22 protein-coding genes are annotated in these 24,400 nt (G+C 58.2%); 20 read left to right on the top strand and 2 right to left on the bottom strand.

The window, feature by feature from the left end; all coding sequences use genetic code 11:
• Positions 1-37 precede the first annotated feature (37 nt).
• From NAC44_RS04415 to trmB, 17 genes are all read left to right on the top strand, one after another.
• Positions 38-2,872 (top strand): [protein-PII] uridylyltransferase, encoded by a 2,835-nt coding sequence (locus NAC44_RS04415; RefSeq protein ID WP_250938130.1) that lies wholly within the window; start codon positions 38-40, stop codon positions 2,870-2,872.
• A 230-nt stretch (positions 2,873-3,102) separates the two neighbouring features.
• Entirely contained in the window at positions 3,103-4,674 is a 1,572-nt protein-coding gene (murJ, locus tag NAC44_RS04410) for a murein biosynthesis integral membrane protein MurJ (RefSeq protein ID WP_250938128.1), read from the top strand.
• A 135-nt stretch (positions 4,675-4,809) separates the two neighbouring features.
• Positions 4,810-5,874, top strand: coding sequence for a tryptophan--tRNA ligase (gene trpS, locus NAC44_RS04405; protein ID WP_250938126.1), 1,065 nt, complete (start codon positions 4,810-4,812; stop codon positions 5,872-5,874).
• A 98-nt stretch (positions 5,875-5,972) separates the two neighbouring features.
• Positions 5,973-6,464 carry a universal stress protein gene (locus NAC44_RS04400; protein ID WP_250938124.1) on the top strand — a complete coding sequence of 164 codons (492 nt, stop codon included), beginning with the start codon at positions 5,973-5,975 and terminating at the stop codon, positions 6,462-6,464.
• Between the two features lie 148 nt (positions 6,465-6,612).
• Positions 6,613-7,170 (top strand): NifU family protein, encoded by a 558-nt coding sequence (locus NAC44_RS04395; protein ID WP_250938122.1) that lies wholly within the window; start codon positions 6,613-6,615, stop codon positions 7,168-7,170.
• Positions 7,171-7,282: 112 nt separating this feature from the next.
• Entirely contained in the window at positions 7,283-7,942 is a 660-nt protein-coding gene (gene tsaB / locus NAC44_RS04390) for a tRNA (adenosine(37)-N6)-threonylcarbamoyltransferase complex dimerization subunit type 1 TsaB (RefSeq protein ID WP_250938120.1), read from the top strand.
• Positions 7,935-8,432: a GNAT family N-acetyltransferase gene (locus NAC44_RS04385; RefSeq protein WP_250938118.1), complete on the top strand. Its 498-nt coding sequence runs from the start codon at positions 7,935-7,937 to the stop codon at positions 8,430-8,432. The genes tsaB and NAC44_RS04385 overlap by 8 nt, the downstream gene beginning before the upstream one ends.
• Positions 8,433-8,504: 72 nt before the next feature.
• Entirely contained in the window at positions 8,505-8,939 is a 435-nt protein-coding gene (locus tag NAC44_RS04380) for a Fur family transcriptional regulator (protein ID WP_250938116.1), read from the top strand.
• A 25-nt stretch (positions 8,940-8,964) separates the two neighbouring features.
• Positions 8,965-9,762: a lyso-ornithine lipid O-acyltransferase gene (olsA, locus tag NAC44_RS04375; RefSeq protein WP_250938114.1), complete on the top strand. Its 798-nt coding sequence runs from the start codon at positions 8,965-8,967 to the stop codon at positions 9,760-9,762.
• 53 nt (positions 9,763-9,815) lie between these two features.
• Complete coding sequence (miaB, locus tag NAC44_RS04370; RefSeq protein WP_250938112.1) at positions 9,816-11,210, top strand: tRNA (N6-isopentenyl adenosine(37)-C2)-methylthiotransferase MiaB; 1,395 nt, start codon at positions 9,816-9,818, stop codon at positions 11,208-11,210.
• 36 nt (positions 11,211-11,246) lie between these two features.
• On the top strand, positions 11,247-12,302 hold the full coding sequence (locus NAC44_RS04365; RefSeq protein ID WP_250938110.1) for a PhoH family protein: 1,056 nt from the start codon (positions 11,247-11,249) through the stop codon (positions 12,300-12,302).
• Between the two features lie 28 nt (positions 12,303-12,330).
• Complete coding sequence (gene ybeY, locus NAC44_RS04360; protein WP_250938108.1) at positions 12,331-12,834, top strand: rRNA maturation RNase YbeY; 504 nt, start codon at positions 12,331-12,333, stop codon at positions 12,832-12,834.
• Positions 12,835-12,846: 12 nt separating this feature from the next.
• Positions 12,847-13,872, top strand: coding sequence for a hemolysin family protein (locus tag NAC44_RS04355; RefSeq protein ID WP_250938106.1), 1,026 nt, complete (start codon positions 12,847-12,849; stop codon positions 13,870-13,872).
• A 394-nt stretch (positions 13,873-14,266) separates the two neighbouring features.
• Positions 14,267-15,859, top strand: a complete 1,593-nt coding sequence (lnt, locus tag NAC44_RS04350) for an apolipoprotein N-acyltransferase (RefSeq protein WP_250938104.1) — start codon at positions 14,267-14,269, stop codon at positions 15,857-15,859.
• 146 nt (positions 15,860-16,005) lie between these two features.
• Positions 16,006-16,428 (top strand): helix-turn-helix domain-containing protein, encoded by a 423-nt coding sequence (locus NAC44_RS04345; protein ID WP_250938103.1) that lies wholly within the window; start codon positions 16,006-16,008, stop codon positions 16,426-16,428.
• 170 nt (positions 16,429-16,598) lie between these two features.
• Complete coding sequence (metK, locus tag NAC44_RS04340; RefSeq protein WP_250938101.1) at positions 16,599-17,837, top strand: methionine adenosyltransferase; 1,239 nt, start codon at positions 16,599-16,601, stop codon at positions 17,835-17,837.
• A gap of 5 nt (positions 17,838-17,842) precedes the next feature.
• Positions 17,843-18,544: a tRNA (guanine(46)-N(7))-methyltransferase TrmB gene (gene trmB / locus NAC44_RS04335; RefSeq protein WP_250938759.1), complete on the top strand. Its 702-nt coding sequence runs from the start codon at positions 17,843-17,845 to the stop codon at positions 18,542-18,544.
• Positions 18,545-18,684: 140 nt separating this feature from the next.
• On the opposite strand, the gene NAC44_RS04330 is transcribed toward trmB, so the two are convergent.
• Positions 18,685-18,942 carry a BQ00720 family protein gene (locus NAC44_RS04330; protein ID WP_250938099.1) on the bottom strand — a complete coding sequence of 86 codons (258 nt, stop codon included), beginning with the start codon at positions 18,940-18,942 and terminating at the stop codon, positions 18,685-18,687.
• Between the two features lie 297 nt (positions 18,943-19,239).
• On the opposite strand from NAC44_RS04330, the gene NAC44_RS04325 reads away from it, so the two are divergent.
• The 3 genes from NAC44_RS04325 (at position 19,240) to NAC44_RS04315 (ending at position 22,033) form a co-directional block, all read left to right on the top strand.
• Entirely contained in the window at positions 19,240-20,184 is a 945-nt protein-coding gene (locus NAC44_RS04325; RefSeq protein WP_250938098.1) for a nucleoside hydrolase, read from the top strand.
• A gap of 23 nt (positions 20,185-20,207) precedes the next feature.
• The gene (locus NAC44_RS04320; protein WP_250938096.1) at positions 20,208-20,921 is read left to right on the top strand and encodes a pyrimidine 5'-nucleotidase; all 714 of its coding nucleotides are present in this window, start codon (positions 20,208-20,210) and stop codon (positions 20,919-20,921) included.
• Positions 20,922-21,205: 284 nt separating this feature from the next.
• Positions 21,206-22,033, top strand: a complete 828-nt coding sequence (locus NAC44_RS04315) for an EF-hand domain-containing protein (RefSeq protein ID WP_250938095.1) — start codon at positions 21,206-21,208, stop codon at positions 22,031-22,033.
• Positions 22,034-22,206: 173 nt separating this feature from the next.
• Here the strand turns inward: NAC44_RS04315 and NAC44_RS04310 are convergent, their stop codons facing one another.
• Entirely contained in the window at positions 22,207-24,162 is a 1,956-nt protein-coding gene (locus NAC44_RS04310) for a HAMP domain-containing methyl-accepting chemotaxis protein (RefSeq protein ID WP_250938094.1), read from the bottom strand.
• Positions 24,163-24,400 lie beyond the last annotated feature (238 nt).

The following is a 24,400-nucleotide window of genomic DNA, read 5'->3' as shown; positions in this document are numbered from 1 at the left end:
AGGTTACGTCTTTCATTACGCAAGAGATCGGCACATCATGGGCAATCACGACAGTCTTTTCACCGCGATACCTGAGCTGAAGGGGCTGGAAGACCAGTGCATGGCCGTGATGCGGAGCAAGGGAACCGCGCTCGACAAGCGGTCTGCCCTTTTGCCGCTGTTGAAAAAAGCAAGCGCCGATGGCCGGGAATGCGCCCACAAGCTGCTGATCGAGAAAGGCAGCGGCCTCACATGCGCCGGGCTGATTTCCCATGTACAGGACTGGCTGATCACCCTGGTGCATGACATGGTGGTCGAGGGGCTTTATCCGGCAACGCGTCAGGAATTCGCCGTGGCGGCGGTTGGCGGTTATGGCCGAAGCACGCTGGCGCCGGGCTCGGATATCGATCTTCTCTTTCTTCTTTCGGTCAAGGCGAGCACGGATGCGCGCAAGGCGGTCGAGTTCCTCCTCTATATCCTCTGGGATCTCGGCTTCAAGGTCGGCCATGCCACCCGCACACTGAACGAATCCATCACCATGTCGCTCACCGACATGACGGTGCGCACCGCCATTCTTGAAACGCGCTTCATCTGCGGCGAACGCAGCCTCGTCGATGAATTGCAGACGCGCTTCAATGCGGAGGTGGTGGAAAAGACTGCCCAGGAATTCATTGCCGCCAAGCTTGCCGAGCGTGACGAACGCCACCGGAAGGCAGGCGATACGCGCTATCTGGTCGAACCCAATGTCAAGGAAGGCAAGGGCGGGCTGCGCGACCTGCACACCCTGTTCTGGATTGCCAAATATTATTACCGCATTTCCGATCCCGCCGATCTGGTGCGTCTTGGCGTGCTGTCGCGGCAGGAATGGCGCATGTTCGAAAAGGCGGAGGATTTTCTCTGGTCGGTGCGCTGCCACATGCATTTCGTCACCGGCAAGCCGGAAGAGCGGCTGTCCTTCGACCTGCAGCCGGAAATTGCTCATCATCTCGGCTATAATTCGCGGCCGGGCCTTTCCGCCGTCGAACGTTTCATGAAGCATTATTTCCTCGTTGCCAAGAATGTCGGTGATCTGACCCGGATCATCTGTGCGAGTCTGGAGGAAAAACAGGCCAAGGCTGCGCCGGGGATCACGGCGGCGATCGGACGTTTCGCCCGCCGCCCGCGCCGTATTCCCGGCGCACCGCAATTCATCGAGGACAAGGGCCGCATTGCGCTGGCCGAGCCCGATGTGTTCAACCGCGATCCGATCAACATCATGCGGCTTTTCCATGTGGCCGATCTGCATGCGCTGGAATTTCACCCTGATGCGCTGAAGGCGGTGACGCGGTCCTTGCCGCTGATCAATGCTGATTTCCGCGAGGATGAGGAGGCAAACCGCCAGTTCCTGTCGATCCTGACCTCACGGCGAGATCCAGCGCTGATGCTGACCCGCATGAACGAGGCGGGCGTGCTTGGCCGCTTCATTCCCGATTTCGGCAAGATCGTCTCGATGATGCAGTTCAACATGTATCACCACTATACGGTGGATGAGCATCTGATCCGCTCGGTCGCGGTGCTAGCCGAGATTGATCAGGGCAAGCATGATGATATTCATCCGCTTTCCGTCAAGCTGATGGCGAGCATCGAGGAGCGCACGGCGTTGTTCGTTGCCGTTCTGCTGCACGATGTGGCCAAGGGGCGGCAGGAGGATCACTCCGTGGCCGGGGCCAAGGTGGCGCGGCGGCTTTGCCCGCGCCTCGGCCTCAATGAAAAACAGACGGAACTGGTGGTCTGGCTGATCGAGGAGCATCTGCTGATGTCCATGGTCGCCCAGACGCGCGACCTGCATGACCGCAAGACCATTACCGATTTCGCCGACCGGGTGCAGTCACTCGACCGGCTGCGCATGTTGCTGGTGCTGACCGTCTGCGACATTCGCGCCGTGGGGCCGGGCGTATGGAACGGCTGGAAGGGGCAATTGCTGCGAACCCTTTATTATGAGACCGAACTTCTGCTTTCTGGCGGCTTTTCCGAAAGCCCGCGCAAGGAGCGGGCAAAGCACGCCGTCGAGCGGCTGGCCGAGGCTTTGGCAGAAAAGAACTGGTCTCAGAAGGATCAGAAAACCTACACCCGGCTGCATTATCAGCCCTATCTGCTCACGGTGCCGCTGGAAGACCAGTTGCGCCACGCCGATTTCATCCGCCATGCCGACAAGGCCGGAAAGGCGCTCGCCACCATGGTGCGCACCCATTCCTTCCATGCCATCACCGAAATCACCGTGCTGTCACCGGACCATCCGCGGCTGTTGTCGATCATTGCCGGGGCCTGTGCGGCGGCGGGCGCCAATATTGCCGATGCACAGATCTTCACCACGTCTGACGGGCGCGCGCTCGATACTATTCTGATCAACCGCGAATTCTCCGTGGATGAGGATGAAATGCGCCGCGCCAACACCATTTCAAGAATGATCGAGGATGTGCTGTCCGGCAAGAAACGCCTGCCCGACGTGATTGCCACCCGCACAAAGGGCCGCAAGAAGAACAAGATGTTCCACATCGTGCCGCATGTGACGCTGGCCAACAGCCTGTCGAACAAGTTTACCGTCATCGAAATCGAATGCCTGGACCGTATCGGGCTTCTGGCGGAAGTCACCTCGGTTCTCTCCGATCTGTCGCTCGACATTCATTCCGCCCGCATCACCACCTTCGGCGAAAAGGTGATCGACACCTTCTATGTCACCGATCTCGTTGGCCAGAAGATCACCAATGAAAACCGTCAGGCCTCGATTGCCGCGCGGCTGAAAGCGGTGATGAGCGAACAGCCGGATGAATTGCGTGATAAAATGCCTTCGGGGATCGTCGCGCCGACGCTTGCAGCGGCAAAGCCGGTATCGGCGAAACGGACAAAGGCTTGAGGGGGAATATCTGACATCGCCGATGGCATTTGCGATGGCGTCCATCGAGACATCTTGATCTTGCCGTCAATTCATTCCAATCAGGCGCATCGACTGTTTTGCCAAAGCCTGTCGCGTTTCATTGCTCGCAATGAAACGATAACGTACAGGCGAGAAACGAAAGCCTGTCGCGTTTCATTGCTCGCAATGAAGCGATAACGTACAGGCGAGAAACGATACAAAGAGTGCCGATGTCGCTGTTCAAGAAATTCATCACCGTCGGAGCCACGACTTTCGGCAGCCGTCTGTTCGGCTTTGCCCGCGAAACCCTGATGGCGGCGGCACTCGGCACCGGGCCGATGGCGGATGTGTTTTATGCTGCCTTCCGCTTTCCCAATCTCTTCCGGCGGCTGTTTGCCGAAGGCGCGTTCAACGCCGCTTTTGTGCCGTTGTTTTCCAAGGAGATCGAGGCTGGCGGTCTCGACGGGGCCAAGCGCTTTTCCGAAGAGGTGTTCGGTGTGCTGTTCACCGTGCTGCTCGGGCTCACCATCGTCATGGAACTGGCCATGCCACTTCTGGTGCGCTTCATCATCGCGCCGGGCTTTGCCGATGATGCGGAGAAGTTTTCGCTGACGGTGCGCCTGGCCGCCGTGATGTTTCCCTATCTCATGTCCATGTCGCTGACAGCGATGCTGTCGGGCATGCTCAATTCGCTGCATCATTTCTTTGCCGCCGCCGTCGCACCGATCTTTCTCAATCTGGTGATGATCGGGGTGCTGTTTTACACGCTGCATATCGGGGCTGATCCGGCATTGACGGCCTGGTATCTCTCCTGGGCGGTGCTGGTCGCCGGGGTCTTGCAGCTTTTTGTCGTCTATGTCGGTGTGCGCCATGCCGGGATCAGGCTTGGCTTCAAATGGCCGCGCATGACCCAAAATGTGAAGCGCCTTCTCATTCTTGCCGTTCCGGCGGCAGTGACCGGCGGTGTCACCCAGATCAATCTGGTCATCGGCCAGGCAATTGCCTCGGGCAAGGATGGAGCCATTGCCGCCCTGCAATATGCCGATCGTATCTATCAGCTGCCGCTCGGCGTCGTCGGCGTGGCGGTTGGGGTCGTGCTGTTGCCGGAACTGTCGCGGGCGCTGAAATCCGGTCAGGAAAAAGACGCGCTGACCATTCAGAACCGTTCGATCGAATTCGTGCTGTTTTTGACCCTGCCTGCGGCCGTCGGTCTGTGGGTGCTGTCGGAGGATATCATTCGTGTTCTCTATGAACGCGGTGCCTTCACTGCGGAGAATACGAAACTCGTCGGGGCCATTCTGGCCTGGTATGGGGTGGGGCTGCCGTTTTTCGTGCTGATCAAGGCGTTGCAACCGGGCTTTTATGCGCGTGAGGATACGAAATCGCCGATGCGCTTTACCGGGGTGTCGGTGGTGATCAATTCGGCCCTGTCGATCCTGCTCTTCCCGATCCTGTTCGAGCGTGGCATCGCCATTGCCGAGGCCGTGGCCGGCATCGTCAATGTCATCCAGCTTTTCGTCACACTCTACCGGCGCGGCCATATCCAGCCCGACTGGCGCCTTGTGTCGCGGTCGCTGCGGCTTCTGGCGGCAGCGCTTGCCATGGGCGGCGTGCTGTTGATGTTGTCGCGGCATTTTGCCGCCGATCTTGTTCCGGCGGCCTCCTTCCTGCATGCGGCAGGGGCGCTGGCGGTAGAAATTGGCGCGGCCATGCTCATCTATTTTGGTCTGGCCTTCCTGCTGGGCGGGGCCGATATCGGCATGGTTCGCCGGGCACTCCAGCGCAAGGCAAAGGGGCGTTGAACCTTGGGGGATGATCTGAAAATTTTCTGATCGTCCCCCGTTGGCCCCCGCTTGATTGCGAAAGGGACCCATGTTTAATGCGCAGCACCATCAACAGCGAGGCATCAGGCCCTCCACAAGCCTGAAGAGGATGACATGACCGAATTCAAGCCGCTCGTCTTTTCCGGCGTCCAGCCCACCGGCAATCTGCATCTGGGCAATTATCTCGGCGCGATCCGCAAATTCGTGGCGCTGCAGGAGAAGAATGACTGCATGTATTGCGTCGTCGATCTGCATGCGCTGACCGCCCAGCTCGTGCATGAGGACATGCGCGGCCAGATCCGCTCGATCACGGCGGCCTTTCTTGCGGCAGGCATCGATCCGAAGGCGCACATCGTCTTCAACCAGTCCCAGGTGCCGCAGCATGCGGAACTCGCCTGGATATTCAACTGTGTCGCCCGCATCGGCTGGATGAACCGGATGACCCAGTTCAAGGATAAGGCCGGCAAGGACCGTGAGCAGGCCTCGCTCGGTCTTTACGCCTATCCGAGCCTGATGGCGGCGGATATTCTCGTTTACCGCGCCACCCATGTGCCGGTCGGCGAGGACCAGAAACAGCATCTGGAACTGACCCGCGACATCGCGATGAAATTCAACATGGATTTTGCCGAGCAGATCCGTCCGACCGGCCTTGGCGTCGATATTCTCGTCGGCGACGAACCAGTGCATGCCTATTTCCCCATGGTCGAGCCGTTGATCGACGGACCGGCGCCCCGGGTGATGAGCCTCAAGGACGGCTCGAAGAAAATGTCGAAATCCGATCCCTCCGACCTGTCGCGTATCAATTTGATGGACGATGCCGAGACGATCTCGAAGAAGATCCGCAAGGCCAAGACCGATCCCGATGCGCTGCCAAGCGAGGAAGAGGGGTTGAAGGGACGCCCGGAAGCCGACAATCTCGTCGGTATTTATGCCGCCCTTGCAGACCGGACCAAGGCAGAGGTTCTGGCAGAGTTCGGCGGTCAGCAGTTCTCCGTGTTCAAGCCGGCGCTGGTTGATCTGGCGGTTGCGGTGCTTGCTCCGATCAATGGCGAAATGCGCCGGTTGATGGGTGATCCCGGCCATATCGATGCGGTGCTGCGCGATGGCGGCGAGCGGGCGCGTGAACGGGCGGAAAAAACCATGACGGAAATCCGTGACATTATCGGCTTCGTTCGATAATTTGCCGGTTAACCGATGGGAGAAGGCGGCGTCGCTACAGCCTGTAGCAGTGCGGTCCTGGCGATGTTCCTGATCTTGACGATGTGAAAGGGGTTTGGATGGTTTCACAGCGTCTGTCGCGACAGGAAGGCCATCGGCGTAAATTTCTGGCCATTGTCGACGAGACACCGGAATGTGGTCGTGCAGTCTTGTATGCCGCTCTGCGCGCCAGAAATTCCGGCGGCGGTCTGGTCTTGCTTTATGTGATCCCTGACGGCGATTTCCAGCAATGGCTGGGCGTTGAGGAAATCATGCGGGCTGAGGCGCGGGAAGCCGCCGAGGCCACCGTGGCCAAGGTGGCCGAGACCATGCGCGAAACGGTTGGTGTCGAGCCGGAAGTGGTGATCCGCGAAGGCAGTGCCGCCAGCCGTATTCATGAACTGATCGAAGAAGACAGGGATATCGCCATTCTGGTTCTGGCGGCAGGATCGGCCAAGGATGGGCCGGGGCCGCTGGTGTCGATGCTGGCGGGAAAACCCGGTGCCTTCACCATTCCGGTTACGGTTTTGCCGGATACGCTTTCTGATGCCGATATCGAAGCGCTTTGCTGACTGAAGCGCTGTCTTGACAGAGAGACTCAGGATTTTGCCGATCCGCACTTGAAGCGGGCCACAACAGAGCCTATTCTGGAAGTATTCTAAACATCAGGCAAAGTTCCGGGCCGCTTTGGGCTTGAGGCCTTTTGCCAAGGAGATGACGATGTTCATTCAGACCGAAGCCACCCCCAATCCCGCCACGCTGAAATTTCTGCCGGGCAAGGTGGTGATGGACAATGGCACAGCGGAATTTCGCGATGCCGGGGCCGCGTCTGCCTCGCCGCTGGCCGAGCGGCTTTTCGCCATTCCCGGCGTCAGTGGCGTGTTCTTCGGTTATGACTTCATCACCGTGACCAAGGATGATGCCGAGTGGCCGCATCTGAAACCGGCCATCCTCGGCTCGATCATGGAGCACTTCATGAGCGGTGCGCCGATCATGGGCAAAAAGACCCAGGAGGATATGCCGGAAAACGAATTCTTTGCCGAGGGCGATGAAACCATCGTCGCCACGATCAAGGAACTTCTGGAAAGCCGGGTGCGCCCCGCCGTCGCCCAGGATGGCGGCGACATCACCTTCCGCGGTTTCCGTGACGGCACAGTCTATCTCAACATGAAGGGGTCCTGTGCCGGATGCCCGTCCTCGACGGCGACATTGAAACATGGCGTGCAGAATCTGCTGCGCCATTTCGTGCCGGAAGTACGTGAGGTCGAGGCCGTCTGATTTTCCTGATCGGCAGCGGCAAGATCTTTGATTCTTTCGTATAACAGCCTCATCTCATAATGAAAGCGACACCCTTGTCATGCTATGCTAGGGTCGTCTTGGAAAGGCAGCCATGATCCTTCTGGCGCTGGATACGGCAGGCGCAGACTGCGCCGTCGCCCTTTATGACAGCGAAAGGGACAACCTGCTGTCTTGCGTCAGCGAGACCATCGGGCGCGGCCATGCCGAGCGTTTGATGGGCATGGTCGATGCGGCGTTGGACACGGCCGGGCTCACGCTGGAGCATGTCGGGCGTGTGGCTGTCACCGTCGGACCGGGCTCTTTTACCGGTATCCGTGTCGGTCTTGCGGCTGCCCGGGGATTGGCGCTGGGGCTTGGGGTGGAGTGTGTCGGGATCGGCACCCTGCCGGTTCTGGCGGCAGACTGGCGAAAGCGCCATGGTCGTGGGCCGGTTCTGGCCGCCATGGATGCCAAGCGTGGCGAGGTCTATGCTCAGTGCTTCGATGCGGCAGGGCATCCCTTTGCCGATCCGGGCCTTTTGAGCCTTGATGATTTTCTGCGTCTTGCCGGTGATTGGCAGGGCGCAATTGCCGGAAGCGGCCGGGCGTTGATGGGAGAGGAGCCCATGCCCGACCACTTCCCCATTGCCGAGGTGGCGCGTCTGGGGGCGGCGGCACCATATTCGGGCAAGCCGAAGCCGCTCTATCTGAGAGGACCGGATGCAAAGCCGCAGACCGGCTTTGCCGTCGAGAGAGTGGGGGATCATGCTTGAGGCGATTTTTGCCCGAAAGGCCGAATTTGAAATCCTGGATTTGACCGTCGAGGATTGCCATGCCGTGGCCGAGCTGCATGGCCAGCGCTTTGCAAGGCGCTGGGGCGATGGCGAATTCCTGAGCCTGATGCTGCAGCCGTCGGTTTTCGGTTTTCAGGCGCGCCAGACCAATGCGCTGATGTTCACGCCGCCGCTCAGCGGTTTCGTGCTGGCCCGCGAAGTGGCTGGTGAGGCGGAAATCCTGACCATTGCCGTGCATGAAAAGGTGGCGCGCTCGGGTCTCGGCTGGCGGCTGATGCAGGCGGCCATGCGCCAGGCGCGGATGCGTGGTGCCGACACCATGTTCCTTGAGGTCGAGGAAAGCAATCTCGCCGCCATCGATCTTTACCGAAAGCTTGATTTCGAGAAGGTCGGTGAACGGCCAGCCTATTATGCCGATGCCTCCGGCAAGCGCAGTGCGGCGCTTGTCATGCGCGCCAATCTCCGCTAACTGGCTTCTGCTGCGGGGCGTGTGTCAGATGCATGCGCCCTCACGGATCGGAAACGCCAATAGCGGACCATCATGACGGAGACTGCCAAAGCCCTTGAGGTTCTGTGCGCCGAACGCGGCATGCGCATGACCGATCAGCGCCGGGTGATTGCCCGCATTCTGGATGCGTCCGACGATCATCCTGATGTGGAAGAGCTGTACCGGCGCGCCTCCGCCGTGGATAACCGCATTTCGATTTCCACTGTCTATCGCACCGTCAAGCTGTTTGAGGATGCCGGCATCATCGCCCGTCATGATTTCCGTGATGGCCGCTCGCGCTATGAAACCCTGCCGGAAGAACACCATGATCACCTGATCGATCTCAAGAGCGGCGTGGTGATTGAATTTCATTCGCCTGAAATCGAGGCGCTTCAGGAAAAAATCGCCCGAGAACACGGTTTTCGCCTCGTCGATCACCGGCTGGAGCTTTACGGCATTCCGCTGAAGACGGATGAGGCCGGATCGTGACGGTTCAGATAACGGCATTGCTGGCATGATCATCGCTCTGCGCACCTTTAGCCTGCTTCTGCTGCTGGTGGTCGTTACGCTGGTCATGTTGCCGTTTCAGTTGATCGGGCTTGCCTTCGATCTGAAACTGCGTCGTGTCTTGCCGCGCTACTGGCACAAGGTCGCCTGTTTCGTCATCGGGGTGAAGGTCAGGGTGCATGGCGTGCCGGAGCGTCGCCGTCCGTTGATGCTGGCCGCCAATCATGCCTCCTGGGTCGATATTCTCGCCTTGAGCTCGATTGCCGATGTTGCCTTTATCGCCAAGATGGAGGTGGCGGAATGGCCGATTTTCGGCACGCTGGCGAAATTGCAGAAAAGCGTCTTCATCCGCCGGGAAGACAAGCGCTCCAGCGGCGAACAGGCCAGCGAGATTGCTGGGCGTATGGCGGGCGGCGAAATTGTCGTACTCTTTCCCGAAGGCACGACCTCGGACGGCAACCGGGTGCTGCCGATCAAATCCTCGCTGTTTGGCGCGGCGGCGCTGGCCCTGCCGAAAAGCCCGGACGGTGTCGTCTATATCCAGCCCGTGGCCATCGCCTATACCGGCTTTCACGGCATGCCGATGGGTCGCTATCACCGTCCGATCCTGAGCTGGCCGGGCGATGTGACACTCGGTCCGCATCTGATGGGGATCATGCGCACCATGGCGCTGGAGATCGATATCTGTTTCGGTGAGCCGATCGAATATCGCGCCAGCACCAATCGCAAACAGGTGGCGCTTCAGGTCGAGACAGAAATCCGCCGGATGCTGACGGAAAAGCTGACGGGCCGCGTTCTCGGCTGATCGCGCCGCATTTTTCGGTTTAAAGACATCCGGAAAAGGATTAAAGAGCGGGCATGACCGACACGCTGACCACGCCCGAACCGTCCCTGCAGCCGGAGACACCTTTGAAGAAGGTGTTCATCAAGACCTATGGCTGCCAGATGAATGTCTATGATTCCAGCCGCATGGCCGATGCGCTGGCGGCTGACGGCTATCGCACCACCGAGGTCATGGAGGAGGCGAACCTCGTTCTCCTGAACACCTGCCATATCCGCGAAAAGGCCGCCGACAAGGTCTATTCCGCCCTTGGCCGTCTGCGCGACATGAAAAAGGCGCGTCAGGCAAAGGGCGAGGAATTCATGATCGGGGTGACCGGTTGCGTCGCCCAGGCGGAAGGCGAGGAAATCATCCGGCGTGAGCCGGGTGTCGATGTCGTCATCGGTCCGCAGACCTATCACCGCCTGCCGGACGCCTTGAAAAAGGCGCGCACGGGTCGCCGCGTCGTCGATACCGATTATGCCGTCGAGGACAAGTTCGAGCATTTGCCCGATCCGACGAAAATTCCCGGCAAGCGCCGTTCCGTCACCGCCTTTTTGACGGTGCAGGAAGGCTGCGACAAATTCTGCACTTTCTGCGTCGTGCCCTATACCCGTGGGTCGGAAGTCTCACGCCCGCTCAGTCAGATCGTCGATGAGGTAAAGCGGCTGGCTGACAGCGGCGTGCGCGAAATCACCCTGCTGGGCCAGAACGTCAATGGCTGGCATGGCGAAAGCCGGAACGGCGCGCCGATGGGGCTTGGCGATCTGCTTTATGAACTGGCCGAAATCCCCGGTCTGGCGCGGCTGCGTTATACGACCAGCCATCCGCGCGACATGGATGACCGGCTGATTGAGGCACATCGCGATCTGCGCGTGCTGATGCCCTATCTGCATCTTCCGGTGCAGTCGGGCTCCGACCGGATATTGAAGGCGATGAACCGGCGTCACAAGGCGGCGGATTATCTGGCCTTGATCGAACGCATCCGTGCCGCCCGTCCTGATATTGCACTCTCCGGCGATTTCATCGTCGGCTTTCCCGGTGAAACCGAGGAGGATTTTGCCGATACGATGGCGCTGGTGGAAAAGGTTGGTTATGCACAGGCCTTTTCCTTCAAATATTCCACCCGACCCGGCACGCCGGGGGCCGAACTGGACAATCAGGTGGACGAAGAGGTCAAGAGCGAGCGGCTTGCCCGCTTGCAGGAACTCCTTCTCCGCCAACAACATGATTTCGCCCGTTCGCTGGTCGGTCAGACCATGGATATCCTTCTGGAAAAGCCCGGACGGATGGAAGGCCAGGTCATCGGAAAATCTCCCTGGTTGCAGTCTGTGAATGTTGATGCAAAATCTTTGCAAATCGGCGACATTATTAAGGTGCGAATCACAGATACCGGCCCGAACAGCTTGTTTGCCGAGGTGGCACCGGGTTAGAATGGGTCGGAACCGACTGGACAGGAGCATACCCGCTTGAACGCATCAGAAGTGGTCACTTCACCCTCGCGCAACAGCAAAACCGCCGCGACCGACGCCAATCACTTCATTTTGACGTTCGAGAACAATCGCCATGCCAGCGAGCTCTTCGGCCAGTTCGACCAGAATCTCAAGTTGCTGGAGCAAAGGCTGCATATCGAGGCCCGCGCCCGCGGCAATTCCGTTTCGATCACCGGCGAATTGAATGCCACTCATCAGGCGCGCCGCGCGCTCGACTATCTTTACGCCCGGCTGCAAAGCGGCGGCACGGTCGAGGCCTCCGATGTCGAAGGGGCGATCCGCATGGCGGTTGCCGCCGACGATCAACTGACGCTGCCGACCATGGAACGGAAAGCCCGATTGAGCATGGCGCAGATTTCCACCCGCAAGAAAACCATTGTCGCGCGAACCCCGACCCAGGATGCCTATATGCGGGCGCTGGAGCGCTCGGAACTGGTCTTTGGCGTCGGCCCGGCCGGCACCGGCAAGACCTATCTGGCGGTCGCCCATGCGGCGCAATTGCTGGAACGCGGTGCGGTGGACCGTATCATCCTGTCGCGGCCTGCGGTTGAGGCCGGCGAGCGGCTCGGCTTCCTGCCCGGCGACATGAAGGAAAAGGTCGATCCTTATCTCAGACCGCTTTACGATGCGCTTTACGATATGATCCCCGGTGACAAGGTTGAGCGGGCGATCACGGCCGGCGTCATCGAAATCGCCCCGCTTGCCTTCATGCGCGGGCGCACCCTTGCCAATGCCGCCGTCATTCTCGATGAGGCGCAGAACACCACGTCGATGCAGATGAAGATGTTCCTCACCCGTCTTGGCGAAAATGCACGGATGATCGTGACCGGCGACCCGAGCCAGGTGGATTTGCCGCGCGGGGTGAAATCCGGTCTGGTCGAGGCGCTGCAAATCCTGCGCGGAGTGGAAGGTGTCTCCTTCGTCCAGTTCAAGGACACGGACGTCGTGCGTCATCCTCTCGTTGGTCGCATCGTCAAGGCCTATGACGCACAATATGAGGACCAGCAGGGCAGCGAGCAGGCGCAAGCGTGACTTTGCCGACAGTTCCCCGGACACTTTCATGACGAAACTCGATCTTCAGATTGCCGTCGAGGCAGAAGGCTGGCCGTCTGAGGACGGTCTCGTCGCCATGAGCAGTCGCATTCTCGAAGCGGCTGCAGCCTATCTCAGCGAACAGGGACAAGCCTTCCCGGACATGCCGGTGGAAGTGTCGCTTGTCTTCACCGATGATGAGGACATCAAGGCGATCAATGCCGAATGGCGTGGTCAGGACAAGCCGACCAATGTTTTATCCTTCCCCGCTTTTCCGATTGCACCGGGCGAGCCCCCCGGGCCGATGCTGGGCGATATCGTCATTGCCCGCGAGACGGTGGCGCGTGAGGCGCTTGATCTGGACAAAAGTTTCGAAGACCATCTGACCCATTTGCTGGTTCATGGATTTCTCCATCTTTTCGGGTATGATCACATGACGACCGATGAGGCGGAGGAAATGGAAGGGCTGGAGACTCGCATTTTGGCGCGACTTGGCCTATCTGATCCTTATGCGGGACAAGACCCGCTTTGATAGAACGGAACAATGAGCGATTTTTCAATAAAACCGGCCGGTGAGGCCGCCAAGGAGCAGGACGGCTCCTCCTCCGACGAGGGCAGTAGTTCCCAGCGAAGTCCCGCGGCCCAAAAGCCGCATTCCTCTTTCTGGGCGCGCGCCGCCCGGATTCTGCGCCCGGTCACGGGGGCAAGCCTGCGCGAAGACATCGCCGATGCACTTTTGACCGATGATCGCGCTGTGGACAGTTTTTCGCCTGAAGAACGGGCGATGCTACAGAATATCCTGCGATTTCACGAGGTCCGCGTCGAGGATGTGATGATCCCGCGTTCCGACATTCAGGCCGTGGAGATGTCCACGACGCTGGGCGAATTGCTGACCCGCTTTCAGGAAAACGGCCATTCGCGCATGCCGGTCTATTGCGATACGCTCGACGACCCGCGCGGCATGATCCATATTCGTGATCTGATGGCCCACATCACCTCGAAAGCACGCCGCGGCAAGGAGATCGACCTCTCCACCGTCGATCTTGGTGTCGATCTTGAAGCCGCAGGCATTATCCGGTCTATTCTCTTCGTTCCGCCGTCGATGCAGGCCTCCGACCTGTTGACGCGGATGCAGGCCGCCCGCACCCAGATGGCGCTGGTCATCGATGAATATGGCGGCACGGACGGCCTCGTCTCGCATGAGGATATTGTCGAAATGGTTGTCGGCGATATCGAGGATGAGCATGACAAGGATGAAGCGTTGGTGACGCGCATTTCCGACGATGTCTATGTCGCCGATGCCCGCATCGAGCTTGAGGAGATTGCCGAGGCAATTGGCCCTGATTTCGATATCAGCGCAGAAATCGATGAGGTCGATACGCTGGGCGGGTTGATTTCTGCTGCTGCCGGTCGCGTTCCCCAGCGCGGTGCAGTGGTTGCGGCCGTTCCCGGTTTCGAGTTGCAGATCCTCGATGCCGATAAGCGCCGGGTGAAGCGGGTGCGCATTACCCGCATGGCACCCCCTGCCGGACGGCTTGAAACATCCGGTGCGGCGTCATCCTCGCGGTGACGTCGGTTCATGATCGCAAAAGCATCGGCAGCCGGCCTGAAAAATGGAAAGGCAGCGCCTGTCAAGCTTGGATCCCTTAGGCGCTGTCGCGTTTTCATGTTGATAGACCGGGTTTTCCTGCCCGGTTATCGGCTTGTGATCCATCGTGTCCGCGACATAACGCGGTTTTTCTGAAAAATTCCTGCAAGTGATTCGATCCTTAAACGATCTGTTCCCTTCTGCATCGCTCTTTACAGCGCCGTGCGCCATATATGGCGCACAAAGGACGCTGTAACACTTTTAATCTGCTGCATAATTTTCTCCTTAAACCGATTCCGGTTTAAGGAATTATGCAGTAAGTCGATGCCGAGTGCAGGAATGATGGTGGACGTGATCAAGACACAGGGAGACTTGTATGGAGAGGCTGGCTGGCAGGATTATTCTGCTTTCGGGATGGCGACGGGCAGCTCTTGCCTTTCTCGCCGGGGCCTTTGGTGCACTTGCGCTGCCGCCGGTTAGTTTCATGGCGCCGATGTTTCTGGCGTTCCCGGTCCTGGTCTGGCTGCTGGATGGGGCCTCGGGCAATCCGCACCGGCGTTGGTCGCAAGGCTTCCGATCCGCCTTCGCCATTGGCTGGCTTTTCGGCTTCGGTTACTTCGTCGCCTCCTTATGGTGGCTGGGTCACGCACTTTTGATCGATGCCGATCAATTCGCCTGGGCACTGCCTCTGGCGGTGCTGGGGCTTCCTGCGGTGCTGGCGCTGTTTTATGGTCTGGCGACAGCCTGTGCGCGCCTTTTGTGGTCGGAAGGGGTCGGTCGCATTGCTGCTCTTGCCGCCGCTTTTGGCATTGCTGAATGGCTGCGCAGTTTCGTGGCAACCGGTTTTCCCTGGAACGCGATTGGCTATGCCGCCATGCCGGTGCCACTCCTGATGCAGAGCGCCCATATTCTGGGCCTTTTTGGGGTGTCGGCTCTGGCCGTCTTCATCTTTTCCGCGCCAGCGCTGATAGGCACGCGGCGAGGGGCTACCCTTGGTCTGATGCTGGCCGGGGCGCTCATCGTGGCCGATCTGGGCTATGGCGCCTATCGTCTGCATCAGCCGGAACCGGCGGGTGGGCAAGAGCTGACGGTGCGTCTTGTTCAGCCGAATATTCCCCAGACGGAGCGGATGGATACCGATCAGGACAGGGTGGCGATTTTCAAAAAACATCTGGCCCTGACGGCAAGGCCCGTGGCCGACGGAAAGAAACAGCCGGACATCATCATCTGGCCAGAGACGACAATTCCCTTCATTCTGACAGAAAACCCGGATGCACTGCGCGATATCGCTCAGACGCTGAAACCGGGGCAGATCCTCATCACCGGCGCCGTGAGGGTCGAAGATCGCGGGCCGGGCTTTGCGCCGCGTTACTATAATTCCGTCTATGTCATCGACAGCAAAGGCGAAATCATCGGCGCTGCCGACAAGGTGCATCTCGTACCCTTCGGGGAATATGTGCCATTTGAAGACGTCTTGTCCCGTATGGGTATATCCAACATTGTCGAGATGCCCGGCGGTTTTTCGCCCGGGGCGCGGCGGCAGGTCCTGACCCTGCCGGACGGGCTGAAAATCCTGCCGCTGATCTGTTACGAGATCATTTTCCCCGATGAAACGCTGCCCGATCATCTTGCGGCGCAGGCAATCGTTAACGTTACCGATGATGCCTGGTTCGGCACGACACCCGGACCCTATCAGCATTTTCAGCAGGCCCGACTACGCGCCGTCGAAACCGGTCTACCGGTTTTACGCGCCGCCAATAATGGCATTTCTGCCATAATTGATGCGCGCGGAAGGGTATTTTCGGGCTTGCGATTAAACGCTGAGGGTGTTGTTGATGCAACCATTCATTTTAAAAATCCTTCAATTTTAGGGGAAATTCATCAAAAAGACAACTTTTGGATGGTAACTGCTTTGTTATTATCAATGGCTGTAATTACTCGTTTAGGTTTAATTTATCGGGTGAATTGACCAAAAACCCCTAAAAATGCATAGTAAGCCAACTTGGTGGCATGAAAAGGCTTGCGCATGAAGCGCTGGCGTGTGCAACGTAACGTTATGGAAAGTTGCGAGTGCCACCAGTGGGGCCATAAATTAACATTTATCAGGAACGTATCATGCTTGAAAACAAGAAGAAGCCGAACCCGATTGACATCCATGTCGGCAGCCGTATCCGGTTGCGTCGCACCATGCTGGGGATGAGCCAGGAAAAACTGGGTGAAAGCCTCGGTATTACCTTCCAGCAGATTCAGAAGTACGAAAAAGGCACAAACCGCGTCGGCGCCAGCCGCCTGCAGAATATTTCGAGCATTTTGAATGTACCGGTCTCCTTCTTCTTCGAGGATGCACCCGGTGAGCAGGCCGGCAATATGGGCAATGGTTTCTCTGAAGCCGCCAGTTCCAATTATGTGGTTGATTTTCTGTCGTCTTCCGAAGGCTTGCAGCTCAATCGTGCTTTCGTGAAGATCAACGATCCCAAGGTTCGCCGCAAGGTGGTTGATCTGGTCAAGGCGCTTGCTGAAGAGGCCGATGCGGAATAACCGTCTTGGTCTTGATGAAAAAAAGCGGCATTCAAGCCGCTTTTTTTATGGCTGCTTCAGAAATGAGAAAGGCTTTCGCACATAAAGATATATTTATGTCGTTGTGTGCTTGTCATCGCCGTTGCAAAGCACTAACAAAGAGCGATCAGTTTCATTGAGGGGTACCCCGCATGCGCGCCAGTTATCTGTTCACCAGTGAATCCGTTGCTGAAGGTCATCCGGACAAGGTCTGTGACCGAATTTCCGATGAAATTGTCGATCTGGTTTATCGTGAGGCGACCAAGACCGGTGTTGATCCGTGGTCTGTTCGGATTGCCTGCGAAACCCTGGCGACCACCAACCGCGTCGTGATCGCCGGTGAGGTTCGTTTGCCGCCAAGCCTGATGAAGACGGACAAGAACGGCAATGAGGTGATCAACCCGGCCAAGTTCAAGGCCGCTGCCCGCAAGGCCATTCGTGATATCGGTTATGAACAGGACGGCTTTCACTGGAAGACGGCGCGCATCGATGTGCTCTTGCATTCCCAGTCGGCCCATATTGCTCAGGGCGTTGACAAGGCTGCCGATCACGACAACAGCGAAGGCGCTGGCGACCAGGGCATCATGTTCGGATATGCCTGCAAGGAAACGCCGGACCTGATGCCGGCGCCGATTTATTATTCCCACAAGATTCTCCAGCTTCTGGCTGCCGCCCGCAAAACCGGCGAGGGCGATGTCGGCAAGCTCGGCCCCGACGCCAAGAGCCAGGTGACGGTGCGTTATGTCGATGGCAAGCCGAAGGATGTCGTCTCCATCGTTCTGTCCACCCAGCATCTCGATGAAAGCTGGGATTCGGCCAAGGTGCGCTCCGTGGTCGAGCCTTATATTCGTGAAGCACTCGGTGATCTGCCGATTGCCGAGGATTGCAAGTGGTACATCAATCCCACCGGCAAGTTTGTGATCGGCGGTCCTGATGGCGATGCCGGTCTGACCGGCCGCAAGATCATCGTTGACACCTATGGCGGTGCGGCACCCCATGGCGGCGGCGCATTTTCCGGCAAGGACACGACAAAGGTTGACCGTTCCGCTGCTTATGCTGCTCGCTATCTGGCGAAAAATGTCGTCGCTGCCGGGTTTGCCGAACGCTGCACCATCCAGATTTCCTATGCCATCGGTATTGCCCAGCCGCTGTCGATCTATGTCGATCTGCATGGCACTGGCAAGGTGACGGAAGATCAGGTCGAAGCGGCAATTCGCAAGGTGATGGATCTGTCGCCGAGCGGTATCCGCCGTCACCTCGATCTCAACAAGCCAATCTATGCCAAGACGTCTGCCTACGGCCATTTTGGTCGCAAGGCTGGCCGTGACGGATCGTTCTCCTGGGAAAAGCTGGATCTGGTCAAGCCGCTCAAGGATGCGCTGAAAGCGTGAAGACCATGCAGGACGATCAGCGCCGCAGCCGGGCGACCGAAGCTTTTTTCGGTCGCCGTAAAGGAAAGCCCCTGCGCGAACAGCAGGTGGGGCGGATGGAAACCCTGTTGCCCGAGCGCAAGCTTGATCTTGCGGCAGAGCCGCCTGCTGCGCTTGCATCGCTGTTTACCGTTCCGGTCGAACGGATCAGGCTGGAAATCGGCTTTGGCGGCGGTGAACATCTGGCCCACAGGGCGCGATCCAATCCACAAACGGGCTTTATCGGCGTCGAGCCCTTTGTCAATTCCATGGCCAAGCTTCTGGCCGTGATCGAGACGGAAGGTCTGCCGAATATCCGCGTTTACGATGATGATGCGACGCAGTTGCTTGACTGGCTGCCGGCTGAAAGCATCGATCATATTGATCTTCTTTACCCCGATCCCTGGCCGAAAAAGAAGCACTGGAAACGCCGCTTCGTCAATCAGGCCAATCTGGCACGGTTCCATCGGGTTTTGAAGCCTGAGGGCCGTTTCTGCTTTGCATCCGACATCGATACCTATGTGAACTGGACGCTGCTTCATTGCCGCGACCATGGCGGTTTTGTCTGGCAGGCAGAAGCCTCTGCCGATTGGCTGACGCCCTATGATGGCTGGCCCGGCACCCGGTATGAAGCAAAGGCCCGGCGTGAAGGCCGCTCAAGTGCCTATCTGACCTTCCTGAAGCGCTGAAATCGTGAGGATTCTCTCCTCCAATCGCTATCGATTGCAGGCGTTGTGTCAGGAATATGCTACAATCATGAAAGCGTTACAGCATCGTTTGTTGGACAGGACGAACGATGCTGCGGAGGTATTGGCGGTTTCACAACGTTTCAATGCAGGCTGACGGTTTTGAGTTCGTCTTCCGCCGCCTTGAAAAAGGTGGAGGAGCGGTTGTCGGTCAGGAGGATCGGGGTGCCATCGGCGGCAAACAGGGCCCAGAGGTCCGTGCGTGGATCGATGTCGGGGGCATCGGGAAAGCAGCGGGAAATGTCTTCGTGCCGGATTTTTCGCACATAGGCCACTTCGCCGGAACCGAGATGGGCAAGTTCGGATTGGGAGATTTGGGGGCAGGCTTCTTTGATTAACATTCCGGTTCTCCATCGATGAGGGAGCAGCGGGTCCTCCGCGTATTCATGAGTCTGACGTGAAATTGTTAACATTTCCCACTACGGCAAGGGGTGAGCGTGGAGAAATGCGACCTCAAGCCAACGTCATTTGCTTGACAAGCCATGAACATCCGGCCATCACCCGATGAAGATGCAGCTTTTGGCCGGAGGGCCTGACTGCAGCAAGCCCGGAACGTTTCCTGCTGGTCGATGCATTTGAACATGCATGTTTCAGCAGAGGTTGCCCTTTGTAACAGGCATAATATCGCAGGAATGCTCATGACCAATCCGCGCAAGATCATCATCGACACCGATCCCGGCCAGGACGATGCCGTCGCCATTCTGCTGGCCCTGGCCAGTCCTGAAGAGCTTGAGGTTCTGGGACTGAGTGTGGTTGCGGGCAATGTGCCGATCGCCATGACCAGCCGCAATGCCCGCGTCGTCTGCGAACTGGCGGGCCGCCCCGATCTTGCCGTTTATGAAGGCGCCACGCGGCCGCTGTTGCGCGCGCCAGTGACAGCAGAACATGTGCATGGCCGCACCGGCCTCGACGGAGCCGAGGTCGATGAGCCGGTCATGCCCGTTGTGCCGCAGCATTCGGTCGATTTCCTCATTGAAACCCTGCGCCGCGAGCCTTCCGGCACGGTAACAATCTGTACGCTCGGTCCGCAGACCAATCTCGCCATGGCCTTGCAGCGCGCGCCTGACATTGCTCCGCGCATCCGCGAGGTGGTGATGATGGGTGGAGGCCTGTTTGAGGGTGGCAATATTACGCCAGCTGCCGAGTTCAACATCTATGTCGATCCCCATGCGTCGAAACTGGTCTTTTCCTCCGGCATTCCGATCGTGGTTCTGCCGCTGGATGTCACCCATCAATTGCTGACGACAAAAGCGCGGATGGACCGGATCGGCGCCATTGGCAGCCGCGTGTCAGAGGTCGTCACCGGCTGGTTGCAGTTTTTCGAGCGGTTCGATGTGGAGAAATACGGGTCGGATGGCGGGCCGTTGCATGATCCCTCGGTGATTGCCTATCTCTTGAAACCGGAGCTGTTTTCCGGTCGTGTGTGCAATATCGAGATCGAAACGGCCTCCGAACTGACCATGGGCATGACGGTGGTGGATTGGTGGCGGGTCACGGGCCGTCAGGCCAATGCCACCTTCTTGCGCACGGTCGATGCGGATGGGTTTTTCGAGCTTTTGACTGAGCGTCTGGCCCGGTTGTAATTGAACCCGAAGGAAAGAACACCATGGCGGATGCAAAGCGCGAACCGGATCATCAGGATTTCGCCCATGTGCGCGACTGGGTGTTTGATCTCGACAATACACTATACCCGCATCACATCGATCTCTTCAGTCAGATCGATGTCAACATGACGGCCTATGTCGCCGCTTTGCTGCAGATGGAGCGCGAGGAAGCCCGGCAGCTGCAAAAGCGCTATTATCATGAACATGGCACGACCTTGGCCGGCCTGATGTTGCATCATGGTGTTGATCCGCACGATTTTCTCGAAAAGGCGCATCAGATCGATTATGCCCTGCTGCAGCCGGATCTCGATCTGGCAGCGGCCATTGCCGCACTGCCGGGGCGGAAATTTATTTTCACCAATGGAACGGTCAGTCATGCGCAGGCTGCTGCCGCCGCGCTTGGTATTCTTGAGCTGTTCGATGATATTTTCGATATCGTCGCCGGTCATTTTCAACCGAAACCGCTTGAGGCGACCTATGCGGCGTTTCTCGCACGCCATGGCATAAACCCGTTGCAGGCGGCGATGTTTGAGGACCTGCCGCGCAATCTGATCGTGCCGAAAGCGCTTGGCATGGTCACGACCTTGATTGTTCCAGCGCAATTTCAGGAGGTTAACCTCGAAGAATGGGAGCGCCTGGAGAGTTTTGCCGGTCAGGGTCATGTGGATTATGTGACCAGCGATCTGGGCGGTTTTCTAGGACGGTTGACCGCATAAAGTTATAAGAAATAATATTAATTATAATTAACAATCATTACTGAAGCTTAAGTGGCGAATCCGAACGGTCGTGATTACATCAGGCTGACGAGGCGGAACGCTTTACCAATCAGGTTGTTCGCCTTGTCGATGGGGTAGGTTGCGCCTTCCACGTGAAGGTGTGGCAGGGGTGTGGGGAAGACAGACAAAAGGACCTGTTGCCTTAAGCTCTCGAGGCAAAAGGTCGGATCGTTTGAAGTCCGCCGGGAAGCAATGGCTTCCCCCGTTCTCGGAAAGGAAAGTTTATGTCCGCCAGGAAGACGATCGTTGCAGCACTTGCCGCCACCCTTCTGGCCAGTGCGTCGTCAGGTGCCGTTTTCGCGCAGGAAAGAGGTGGGCCTGACGAACATGGTCCGCGGCCTATGATGAGGGCTTGCGGCCCTCATATGCACAGGCCGCCGGGTCCGGCTGAATTGTTTATCATCGCCCTTCAGCAATTCGACACCAACAAGGATGGCAAAATATCTCTTGATGAGGCCAAGGCTGCAGAAGACAAGATTTTTGCGGCCATCGACACCAACAAGGATGGTGTTTTGACGCCGGGAGAACTGAAGGCCTATCACGATACCCGCATGAAGGCGTTGCGTGACATGATGTCGAAGCGCTCGATGGCGGATGAGAAGGCTGCACCGGCAGATGATCCTGCTGCGAAGGAGCCGCCGGTAGGTGCTGATGAAACTGCAAAGGCCCCGCCGCCGCCGCCCGGTGATGACGCCCGAATGGGCCCCATGGGTGGGCCGATGCATGGTCCAATGGATGCCATGGATGATTGCGGACCATCTCCGATGGGGTGGGGAGGGCCGCATGGCCATCACCCGCCAATGCCGCCACATGGGCCGATGCATCACGGCATGATGGGCGAGCGTGGCGAAGGCCCGCATGGCATGAGAATGATGATGGAAATGATGTGGCCTTACGAAATGCTGGCCAGATTCGACACCGATCAGAATGGTCAGATCAGCAAGGCGGAAGCCGATGCGGCGCTGGTCAAGCTGTTCAAGCGCCTGGATACCAATCATGACGGCTATATCTCGGCCGACGACTTCCCGAAGGTGCCGCCTCTGGCGCCCTGATGGCGGAATGATGTTGGAGGGAGGCGGCTTCTGATGGAATTCGGAAGGAGCGGGTTCCAGAAGCTGTAAGCTTCAAGTGAAACCGGATGGTCTCTCCAGCCTTGTACAGAACATTCACATTCTTGCCGCGCCGTGCGTTTTCTGAAACGCACGGCGCGGTCTTATCATGTCCCTCAGAATTCTTCCCAATGATCGTGGCTGACGGCGGCATTCCCATGGCTGACCGGGACAGTCGCGGACATGCGGCGCGGCTGGGCCTGTGGTTTGGCGGTAGCGGTTTTTGCCTGCGGCGGAACTGTACGGGCATAATGCTGGGATGCATGGACGGTTGCGCCATCCTGCTGATGTTGAGCGCCGGTGCGGAAGCGGCCAAGAAGACTGGAGAGCTTGCGACTGTCATCGGCCAGACCTGCGCCCGCGGCATTCATTTCTTCAACCATCGCGGCATTTTGCTGGGTGGCTTGGTCCATGTGGTTCACGGCGGCATTGACCTGAGACAGGCCGGTCGCCTGTTCCTGGGCGGCGGCGGCAATGGCATCCATATGATGATTGATGTCTTCGACCACAGTGGAGATGGTATTCAGGCCGCTGCCGGTATCGTTGACCAGCTTGACACCTTCGGAGACAGCGGCTTCGGAATTGTTGATCAACTGCTTGATTTCCTTGGCCGCATTGGCGGAACGTTGCGCCAGCTCGCGCACTTCCTGAGCGACGACGGCAAAACCCTTGCCGGCTTCGCCCGCGCGCGCGGCCTCAACACCGGCATTGAGCGCCAGAAGATTGGTCTGGAAGGCGATTTCATCGATTACCCCGATGATCTGACTGATCTGCCGGGAGGCGTTTTCGATCCGCTCCATGGCGGCGACGGCGTTGGAGACGACGCTGGCCGAATGTTCCGAATGCTGGCGGGCATTGCGCACCAGATCGCGCGCTTCCCCGGTACGCTTGGATGTCGCATGGACATTGGAGGTGATTTCTTCCAGCGCAGCGGCGGTTTCTTCGAGAGACGCGGCCTGCTGTTCCGTCCGCTTGGCGAGCGTATCGGAGGCGTTGGAGATTTCGCCGCTGGCATTGGTAACGCTGCTGCCAACCTGACCGATGCTGATCAAAGTGGTGCGCAGTTGCTGGACAGAGGTGTTGAAATCGTGCCGCAACGCCTCGAATTGCGGTGCGAATTCATCGGAAATTTCACATTGAAGATCGCAATCGGCCAGCCGTTTCAGGCCGGCGGCCAATGTTCCGGTGGCCTGGGTCAGCCTGCGCTCGGCATCTTCCTCCGCACGTCTTTGCACGTCCTGCCGTTCGCGCTCGGCATTGAGGCGGTTTGCTTCGGCCTCGGCTTCCAGCTGGCGTTTGGCGATGGCAGACTGGCGCATGGTTTCGACAGCGCCAGCCATTTCGCCGATTTCATCCTTGCGGTCTGCATCGGGCACCGTCACATCCAGCTGGCCATCGGCAATCTTCAGCATGACGCGGGCCATGCGTACCACCGGTTTCGAGACGCTGGCAATGATCCAGGCGACCAGCAGCGACATCAGCACCATGCTGATGAGGATTGTGCCGACAGTGACATAAGTCGATGTGTCATAGGCCGATTGCGCAGCCTTGCCGGAGGCGGCGGAGCCTTGTTCGTTCAGCTTGATGATTTCCCCCAGAGCGACAAAACTATCGACCAGCGGCTGGCGGGCCGGCGCAATGGCGGCAACCGCAGCCGTGCGGTCATTGGCTGCCACGGCATCCATGATGGCCTTGCGGAAGCTCAGATAACGGTCCCATTTCGTCAGAAAATCCGCCCAGAGCGCCTTTTCCTGCGCTGTGCGCAGGGTTTTGGCAAAATCGGCATAGGATTTCGGAATGGAGGCATCCATTTCGACAAATTCATCGTCCAGTCCTTTGATTTCGGCCGGATCGACGGCGATGGTCTTACGAATTGTCGTCGTGTGATAACGCAGCATGGTGAACTGAATGCCATCCAGCGCTGCCATACGCGGCATCCAGACCTGGCGCGTGTCGGAAGCCGCAGAAAACACAGTAGAAATCTGGTTGTAACTCAGCACGCCGAATGTCACGATCAGCGCCAGCGCTGCTGCCGCCATGACGAAAAGCCGCGTCGATATCTTGAGACTCATTTCTCTTCCCTTATGGAAAACAATCCATTTACCCAGGTCGAATATTAGGGGAGATTGCTGAATGAACTCTAAATTATCAGGGTGCGATGGTGGAGAATGAACCGAAAAGTTGTGTTGAAAATGTTCGCGGCTGATTGCGCCATCGCTTTGGTCTGGATCAATCGCACGCGTGAAATTGTCGGGGTCGTTCAAAAGGGAATGACGATTTCACCCTATCCCCAAACGGGTGAGACTGGCA

This window comes from Allorhizobium sonneratiae, from assembly GCF_023700755.1.
Taxonomy (GTDB): domain Bacteria; phylum Pseudomonadota; class Alphaproteobacteria; order Rhizobiales; family Rhizobiaceae; genus Allorhizobium; species Allorhizobium sonneratiae.
This window is presented reverse-complemented; position numbering and strand designations above follow the sequence as displayed.

What these genes read in the sequence shown, in the direction of transcription:
- NAC44_RS04415 (WP_250938130.1), top strand. Translation starts at nt 38, where the DNA reads ATGGGCAATCACGACAGTCTTTTCACCGCGATACCTGAGCTGAAGGGG.
- murJ (WP_250938128.1), top strand. Translation starts at nt 3,103, where the DNA reads ATGTCGCTGTTCAAGAAATTCATCACCGTCGGAGCCACGACTTTCGGC.
- trpS (WP_250938126.1), top strand. Translation starts at nt 4,810, where the DNA reads ATGACCGAATTCAAGCCGCTCGTCTTTTCCGGCGTCCAGCCCACCGGC.
- NAC44_RS04400 (WP_250938124.1), top strand. Translation starts at nt 5,973, where the DNA reads ATGGTTTCACAGCGTCTGTCGCGACAGGAAGGCCATCGGCGTAAATTT.
- NAC44_RS04395 (WP_250938122.1), top strand. Translation starts at nt 6,613, where the DNA reads ATGTTCATTCAGACCGAAGCCACCCCCAATCCCGCCACGCTGAAATTT.
- tsaB (WP_250938120.1), top strand. Translation starts at nt 7,283, where the DNA reads ATGATCCTTCTGGCGCTGGATACGGCAGGCGCAGACTGCGCCGTCGCC.
- NAC44_RS04385 (WP_250938118.1), top strand. Translation starts at nt 7,935, where the DNA reads ATGCTTGAGGCGATTTTTGCCCGAAAGGCCGAATTTGAAATCCTGGAT.
- NAC44_RS04380 (WP_250938116.1), top strand. Translation starts at nt 8,505, where the DNA reads ATGACGGAGACTGCCAAAGCCCTTGAGGTTCTGTGCGCCGAACGCGGC.
- olsA (WP_250938114.1), top strand. Translation starts at nt 8,965, where the DNA reads ATGATCATCGCTCTGCGCACCTTTAGCCTGCTTCTGCTGCTGGTGGTC.
- miaB (WP_250938112.1), top strand. Translation starts at nt 9,816, where the DNA reads ATGACCGACACGCTGACCACGCCCGAACCGTCCCTGCAGCCGGAGACA.
- ybeY (WP_250938108.1), top strand. Translation starts at nt 12,331, where the DNA reads ATGACGAAACTCGATCTTCAGATTGCCGTCGAGGCAGAAGGCTGGCCG.
- NAC44_RS04355 (WP_250938106.1), top strand. Translation starts at nt 12,847, where the DNA reads ATGAGCGATTTTTCAATAAAACCGGCCGGTGAGGCCGCCAAGGAGCAG.
- lnt (WP_250938104.1), top strand. Translation starts at nt 14,267, where the DNA reads ATGGAGAGGCTGGCTGGCAGGATTATTCTGCTTTCGGGATGGCGACGG.
- NAC44_RS04345 (WP_250938103.1), top strand. Translation starts at nt 16,006, where the DNA reads ATGCTTGAAAACAAGAAGAAGCCGAACCCGATTGACATCCATGTCGGC.
- metK (WP_250938101.1), top strand. Translation starts at nt 16,599, where the DNA reads ATGCGCGCCAGTTATCTGTTCACCAGTGAATCCGTTGCTGAAGGTCAT.
- trmB (WP_250938759.1), top strand. Translation starts at nt 17,843, where the DNA reads ATGCAGGACGATCAGCGCCGCAGCCGGGCGACCGAAGCTTTTTTCGGT.
- NAC44_RS04330 (WP_250938099.1), bottom strand. Translation starts at nt 18,942, where the DNA reads ATGTTAATCAAAGAAGCCTGCCCCCAAATCTCCCAATCCGAACTTGCC.
- NAC44_RS04325 (WP_250938098.1), top strand. Translation starts at nt 19,240, where the DNA reads ATGACCAATCCGCGCAAGATCATCATCGACACCGATCCCGGCCAGGAC.
- NAC44_RS04320 (WP_250938096.1), top strand. Translation starts at nt 20,208, where the DNA reads ATGGCGGATGCAAAGCGCGAACCGGATCATCAGGATTTCGCCCATGTG.
- NAC44_RS04315 (WP_250938095.1), top strand. Translation starts at nt 21,206, where the DNA reads ATGTCCGCCAGGAAGACGATCGTTGCAGCACTTGCCGCCACCCTTCTG.
- NAC44_RS04310 (WP_250938094.1), bottom strand. Translation starts at nt 24,162, where the DNA reads ATGAGTCTCAAGATATCGACGCGGCTTTTCGTCATGGCGGCAGCAGCG.